Annotated in this window: 8 protein-coding genes; all 8 read right to left on the reverse strand. The window is 62.2% G+C overall.

The features are described 5' to 3' along the window. Nucleotides 1-35: 35 nt before the first annotated feature. The 8 genes from LO50_RS02850 to LO50_RS02880 all read right to left on the reverse strand — a co-directional run bounded on the left by LO50_RS02850 (nt 36) and on the right by LO50_RS02880 (nt 6,622). The gene (locus LO50_RS02850) at nt 36-1,229 is read right to left on the reverse strand and encodes a phage major capsid protein (RefSeq protein WP_044314055.1); all 1,194 of its coding nucleotides are present in this window, start codon (nt 1,227-1,229) and stop codon (nt 36-38) included. 375 nt (nt 1,230-1,604) lie between these two features. Further along, nucleotides 1,605-4,445 carry a DUF927 domain-containing protein gene (locus LO50_RS02855; protein WP_044314056.1) on the reverse strand — a complete coding sequence of 947 codons (2,841 nt, stop codon included), beginning with the start codon at nt 4,443-4,445 and terminating at the stop codon, nt 1,605-1,607. Further along, nucleotides 4,442-4,714 carry a DUF3077 domain-containing protein gene (locus tag LO50_RS02860; protein ID WP_044314057.1) on the reverse strand — a complete coding sequence of 91 codons (273 nt, stop codon included), beginning with the start codon at nt 4,712-4,714 and terminating at the stop codon, nt 4,442-4,444. Before LO50_RS02860 ends, LO50_RS02855 begins: the two co-directional genes overlap by 4 nt. Beyond that, nucleotides 4,711-4,935 (reverse strand): hypothetical protein, encoded by a 225-nt coding sequence (locus LO50_RS02865; protein WP_044314058.1) that lies wholly within the window; start codon nt 4,933-4,935, stop codon nt 4,711-4,713. Before LO50_RS02865 ends, LO50_RS02860 begins: the two co-directional genes overlap by 4 nt. After that, complete coding sequence (locus LO50_RS25050) at nt 4,932-5,105, reverse strand: hypothetical protein (RefSeq protein ID WP_162836507.1); 174 nt, start codon at nt 5,103-5,105, stop codon at nt 4,932-4,934. The genes LO50_RS02865 and LO50_RS25050 overlap by 4 nt, the downstream gene beginning before the upstream one ends. Nucleotides 5,106-5,502: 397 nt before the next feature. Beyond that, nucleotides 5,503-6,114, reverse strand: coding sequence for a hypothetical protein (locus LO50_RS02870; protein ID WP_044314059.1), 612 nt, complete (start codon nt 6,112-6,114; stop codon nt 5,503-5,505). After that, nucleotides 6,111-6,392 carry a helix-turn-helix transcriptional regulator gene (locus LO50_RS02875; RefSeq protein ID WP_044314060.1) on the reverse strand — a complete coding sequence of 94 codons (282 nt, stop codon included), beginning with the start codon at nt 6,390-6,392 and terminating at the stop codon, nt 6,111-6,113. Before LO50_RS02875 ends, LO50_RS02870 begins: the two co-directional genes overlap by 4 nt. Then, complete coding sequence (locus tag LO50_RS02880; RefSeq protein ID WP_044314061.1) at nt 6,389-6,622, reverse strand: helix-turn-helix transcriptional regulator; 234 nt, start codon at nt 6,620-6,622, stop codon at nt 6,389-6,391. Before LO50_RS02880 ends, LO50_RS02875 begins: the two co-directional genes overlap by 4 nt. Nucleotides 6,623-6,736 lie beyond the last annotated feature (114 nt).

Here is a 6,736-nt window from a genome sequence, read left to right on the forward strand (position 1 = left end):
CCCGCCGATGGCGGGCTTCTTTACTCAGGCCTCTGCTAGCCTTCAGGCTGTTGAGCGATATCGACAGAACGAACAGCGCCAACGGAGAACACTGCAAGCCCTGCCCTCAACTCAGCCAGCAGGGTAACCAGGTTCGAGGTGAAGTTGCTGCCATCCTCGCGACTGAGCATCAGTGTCGGCTGCTCGCGATCGAGCATGGCCAACTGAGTCGTATCGAGCAGCAGCACCGTACCAGCCGGCATGGAGCCAGAGGTAATAAGCGGCACCCCCCAAAGAACAGGCGGCGCCGGATCACGAGGAGAACCCAGCACATATTGGCCGTCAGCGTCACGCTCACTCGAAATCGTGAACCAATCATTCGGGTTCATGATAATCAGCCGAGCTTGCCAGCCACTATTCTTCATAGCGGTCACCGCTTGGCCGATTGCGTCCACGGGCAACAGACTACCAACAACTTCGTGCGGTACTGCATAGCCGAGAAGCCCCTTGATTTTGCCCTTACCGCCAGGACCAGCGATCAAACGAGCCTCAAGCTTTTCCAGCAGCCCATAGTTAAGAAGGCTGCCGATTTGCTGCCCAAGAACAGGAGTATCATCCAACACCTGTTTGGAGGCACGAGTCCAATGCGCAATCGTTGCGATATTTGCAGTCTCAAGTTCACTGTCGATATTAGACTCTGCTTTTTGCTGGCCTTCTTCCTCCTGCTCAGAAGCATTGTTCTCATAGTCCTTCAACTGGACATACTCGAAACTGCTCGAAGTGGCGGGCAATGACGGAAGATAATCCAACAGGGAAAGCTCGCGGCGAGGATCATTAAACAGACCGACCTGCCGCTGTGGGGAGGCGCTATAGCCAGTTGAATCTGCAACACCCTGCCCTGCGTTAGTCAGCGCCTTGATACTGACGTTATCAACCGTTACGCGACCAGTAGTAGGCGCACCAGATTTGAGCATTTCAAACTGAGAAGACTTGGTGAAGGTCTCAGCCATCTTCCCTACAGCATCGTCACCAGTAGCAGTGGCCGGACCACGCCGGCGCGCCCCTTTTTGCTCAAGATCCATAAGGCGATCTTTAATTGAAAGGATTTCTTTTGCTGCTTTCTCAGAAAATCCCTTGATCTCTTCGTCGCGAGCCTCCAAGGCTTTAAGGATGACCTCAGAGTCAATATCGCCACCGCGATTTTTCTTCATGATAGAAGCGGGAGCATTATTCACGTTTGCGTTATACATATTCTGTACCTCAGTTCCGAATGCGGGACGCAGTCACATCGTTCGCACGATGATTCCTGCATTGCTTTTTACTATCGCGTCCCGCCGGACTCTCTCCGGAACTGGCCTTCTTCAATCCTGCACAGCCTCGCACCGGCAAAATTTCTGAAGTTTTCGCTGCCGCGCTATCACTATAACCCGGCCTAGTAATTTTAATCCAAATAACTGCAACTGCAAGCTTGATTCTCAAGTGCCAAGGCAGAAGCCTTTTCAAAGAACTATCTGAAAGCTTACCAACAATTAATGTTGATTTTGAACGAGACACGCCCATTGAGCGCAACTGGCGCTCAAGAGCCCGAACATATAAATACCGCATATTTATTGCACCTATTTAGATCAGGCTGCCCGCGCGCGCTCTAGAGCGTCATCAGGTTCACCAAGCAAGATATGAGCATTAACAACATATGCTCGAGTTTTGGGCATTCCTGGCAACGAAAGCGATTGCGCTGCTTTCCCATCGCGACCGGGCTCTAGGATCCCGCGCGCGGCCAGTTCTCGATTGACGTTTCTTAGGTTCAACCCCTTGAAAACATCGTCGCTCCAAGCAGCCGGCAAAAAGTAGTAGGTGACAGAGGTGTACAGGTCATCGCCGCAACCATGTTCTATCGTGCGCCTGAATCCAAGACGATCAATTGTCCGCGGTGCATGGTCATCGGTTTTCGCGGCGATACCGTCCCAGCGCGTGAAGCGGCTTTCGCCATAGCGTTCCACCACCAGGCGCAGCCGTTGCACGATGGCTTCACCTTCGAGGTTTCCAGCGCCGCCACGCTCAGCCAGCCAAGCGTCCAGACAGGCGCGCGCCGCAGCCGTTGCGGTGCCCTCAGGCCAGCCCGTGACGCCAAGGCCCGTCGCCAGTTCGCCGGCCACGGCAGCCAGCCCGAATCGAGTAGCGGCGCGGTGCGCCTGCCCGCTTGCGCTGGCCGGCACCGCCTCGCGCGCGAACTGCTCAAGGCTTCGCCGGATGATGGATAGATAACCGCGCTGCTTGGCCGGATTGCACAGCGCCACCAGGAAGGCCAGCAGCGGTGTGCCGCAGTACATGCCCACCCGCGCTTTCAGCTCGTCGGCCAACGCCTGCCCACTGTCGAAGTCATGCAGCGTGTCGAACACGCCGAGGCCCTTGCCGGCGTCGGCAGGGACGGCGAGCATCCGAATATCCATACCGGCCTTCAGCTCCTTGTTCGCCTCGGCCATGTGCTGCGCCAGGGTGTATTCACCGCTGGAGAGGAACAGCAAGCGCCATTCCTGTACCTGCCGCCCCGACTGGCCCCGGTCATTGGCGCGGGCCTTGCCGATGCCATTGCCCAGCATGTACACGGTTTCGCCGACGATGCGCGGGTCGCACTGGCTGATTTCATCCAGCACCAACAGCCCGTCCGAGTGCGCCGCGGCGATGGATTCAAGCGCGTTGTCTGTCGAGCGCCACGAGCGTTCGAACGCAGGCGGGCCGTACACCGAGCACGCCACGCGTCCGGTCGTGCTCTTGCCGCTGGAACTCACGCCGTAGAAGTGAAAGCCACCGGACTCTAGGCCCAGCAGATGCAGCAGCGGCCCCGCCAGCGCGATGCACACCGCAAAGGCAACCCGATGATTGCCCACGCACAGCGTGCCGATGTGCTGCTGCCATTCCTCAAGCGTGCCGGCCTGGCTGATCGGTGGGAGCTGCGCGCCGGCTTCGTAGAAGTGCAGGCGTTCATCGCTGTCGCCAATCTGCTGATCGGGCAGTAGGAACGCGGCGGCATGCCAGCCAAGGCGGCTGACCAGCCGCGCACGCTCGCCACTGTCGTAGCTTTGCAGATAGCTCTGCAGGTCGTTGCGGGAATGGCGTACGTCGCGGGTCGGTGCCAGGCGCAGCCCCATATCAACCAGCGGCCCAAGCACCTCTTTCGAGAACTCGCCGGCCATGCAGCGCGCCGGAATGTTCCAGCGCTTGGGCGCCCCGTCCGGGTCGTCGAACTCCACCAGCAGGCCCCAGCTATGGCCCTTCTCGTCGCGGGTGCGCGCCAGAATTTCGAGGCGAGAGCAGACCATCCGAGATTCGCCATCGTCGCCGGCGAAGTACACACCATCGGCCTTCACCTTGAACCCGCCCGACCGGCTTGCCTGCCTGGGCTTGCGAGCGTCTTTCTTCGCGGCAGCCGGCTTTTCCGCCTGCGCCGGCATCGGAGCTTTGGCAGCCTTGGCGAACAGGCGTCCGCTGGCCTCCAGCTCTGCCAGCTGTTCGGCGGTCCAGCCAGCGGCCAGAGCGTCGGCGGCGTCTTCGCCGTCTGCCGGTGCGAATGTCTCGATTGCCACCGTGCGAACGGTGGCGCCAAGCTGCTGGAGCTGGCCAGCGATGGCCTGCATGCAGCTCAGCCCGCCCGCGTCGTTGTCTGGCCAGAGCAGCACATCGCGCCCGGCCAGCGGCGCAAAGTCTGCCTTGTGGTGGGACTGCGCCCCGTTCGGCCAGCAGGTCGCGACGTAGTGCGGCAGCAGCTCGGCGGCGGCATCGGCGGACTTCTCGCCTTCGCATAACACCACCGGCGCATCGCTCCGCTTCGCAAGCTCGTCCAGGTGCAGCAGCGGGCGCGGTTCGGGCAGCCCCAGCCAGCGCCACTGGAAGGACTGATCGGACGAACAGCGGCACCAGGTCAGCGGCGCGAACGCCTTTTTCAGCTTGCCGTTTGCGTCCGCGCCAAGGTCGAAGCGATACAGCACCATTAGCGCCGCGCCGGTAGCGTCGCGGTAGATCCACACCTTCGAGGGCCTGCCGTGGGTGCGGTGCTTGTACGGAATCTTCGACATTGCGGCTTCCGGTATGGGCTGGATCGCCACCCATTCCGGTGCCTTGCTGCTGGCCGTTGTCGCCGCTGGCTGGCTGCCGGCCGTGACGTTGAGGAAGTCAGCCAGCTTGTTGCAGGCATCCACCTCACTGCCGCCGTCCAGATAGCGCACCAGGTCAATCAGATCGCCGCCCTTGTCGCCGGTCGCGAAATCGCACCAAGTGCCCTTGGCGATGTTCACCTTCAGCGAGCCGGCACGCTTGTCGACGCGGGTCGGGTTGGGCGCGGTGTACTCCTTGCCGCCGTCCACCCGCACGCCACCGGGCAGCCAGTGCGACAGCACTTGGTCGATAGCCAGCTGGGACGCGCGCTTCACCTCGGCAAAGCTTGGCCGCTTGGGCTTTCTCTCGCTCATACGCCACCCCTTTTGCCGGTAATGGCGCCGCCAATGCACGCATCAACCAGCGCCTTGGCCATCTCGCCCAGGCGCTGCGCGGCATGCGCCTCGGTAGAGCCGGCTGTGTCGCAGGCGACGTTCAAGGTGAGCTTGTTCGCGATATCGAGCAGACAGGATGCATGCTCAAGAGCATCGATCACGTCGAAGCCCTTGTTGACCGAGAAAAGCGCGCCACGCTGGAAGTGGCAAAAGTCCTGCGCCTCGGTGCGAAGTCGGGTGGCGCTCATAGGGCACCCCCTTGGCTCGCTGCTTGGTGTAGCTCTGCGCCGCCCGCCAATGCATAGCAGCCGATGGCACGCACGGCGTGACGAAGGCCGTTCAAGTCCTGCGCTGACAGATGATGTTCGCTCCCGTCGCCGCCCAGCAGATCGGCGAGAGTTTCCAGCGCATAGCCGGCGCTCATCATCTGGTCGCCGTGCGTCATGACCAACTGATTGAGGCTGCTCATTGCGCACCCCCGATCGCTTCAAGGGCGCGGGCCTTGGCCATCGCTTCGTTGTAGCGGCGCAGGCGGACGGAAAGGGACGAATCAGCGCGCAGGGCGGCGAAGGCGCGGGCCTTCAGGGCAGCGGCGTGGTGCTGAATTGCGGACGGATTGAGGGCGTGCGGGTGCTTCATGGGTGGAGCTCCTGTTACTGGTGAGGAGCTGCCACAAACCGTCGCCAAACAGTTATGGGTGGCAGCCGTGCGCAGGTTGGCGAACCGGGGTAACAGGAACCCGGCAGACCTTTCGGTCTCCCACGCACGACCGCCATAACACGGCACTGCGGGCACAAAAAAAGCGCCTGCAATGAGAGTATGGGCGCCTGTGCGCCTGTTACTGATCGGGTCGCCAAACCCGGTCGCTGAATTTGCAGCGACGGGCAGACTGTAGCGCTGGTGCACCAGGCGCGCAAGCCCTTCGAGGGCGCGCAAGGCTTGCGCGAACACCGGGCATGGCATAGATTCGGCGTGCATATTCAGTTTTCTCCCACGCCTCCGGTTGCAGCCGGGGGCGTTTTTGTTTGTGGCCCGCTCAGCCGGCGAGTGCTTGCAGCAGCGGCGCCGTGGGCACATCACCGCGCAGCCAGGCGTTTACGGCATCGTTCTCAGCCTTGCGGCGCCGGTACTGCGCCATCAGCTCGGCGCGGCGGTCCTCAAGCGCATCCAGCGTGCACGGCTCTGCCCAGGGCACGCGCACCAGGTGTGCCATTGCCTCGGTCGCCGCCTCGATGCCGCGCCGTTCCTCGGTCAGCTCGCTTTCCACATAGCCTTGCAAAGCGGCTGGCTCGTTGGCGTAGTGCGCGGGTTGCTCCAGGTGGTAAACCACCCAGCGCTTGAGCAAGCCTTGGTTGCGCAGCACGCCGATGCGCGCTTCGCGCATCGCAAACTGGCCGGTACCGCAGACTTTTCCGTATTCCCGGCTGACGGCGCGTTCGAGCAGCCGGCGCAGCTCGTACGGGTGCGGCTCCAGCGGCACGACATAACCGTCAGCGTTGATAAACAGCGCTTCTCGTTCCTGCGGGTCAAAGCAGATCGTGACGATGGTGAAGGCGCGCCACACAAGGCCCGCCAGCTTCGGCGGCGCGAAGCCGAGGCCGGTAGGATCGAAGTAAGGCGTATCGAAAGGGACGCGGGGGAAGCTCATGCGGCAGCACTCCCACGGGCGGCGATCCGGCTTTTGACCCAGGCTTGCACCTCGGCCAGCACCCACGCGACCGGCGCACCCCGCGCGGTGCTGTTGCTCAGCTTCACCGGCTGGGGGAAGCCGCTGTCTGCCTGTTTCATCAGCTTGTAAATCGTCGGCCGCGCCAGCCCGACGATTGCCACGACTTCGGGCATGCGAATCAGGGTGGTGGCTGGGTCGAGCGGGAGCGGGCCGGCAGGTGGTGTGGTGCTCTTGCCGGTCATCGGCACGGCCTTCATGCCTGCTTACCTGCACGGGTCTGGCTTTCCAGCCAGGCGGCCACATCCTGGCGGCGGTAGCGCACCGCCGACCCACACTTGACCCAGGCGGGGCCTCCTCGGCGAGTGCTGCGCCAGGCGGCAAGGGTGCGATGCGAGAGACCGAGCGCGGCGGCTACTTGGTCAGCCGTGAGCAGATCGGAAGGAGAGAACGGCAGTGGATTGGCTGCCGGGTTGGCTTGCGTCGTCATAGAGCGTTTCCCGTAGTCGCTGAGTTATGCGGGGAGAACGCTACGGGGAGGGCGGGAACCGCGCTTTGTTCAGATGGTATGGACGCCTCCCCCCGGCAGCGGGCCGACCGCAGC

Origin of the sequence: Stutzerimonas stutzeri, from assembly GCF_000935215.1 — a bacterium.
Taxonomy (GTDB): Bacteria; Pseudomonadota; Gammaproteobacteria; order Pseudomonadales; family Pseudomonadaceae; genus Stutzerimonas.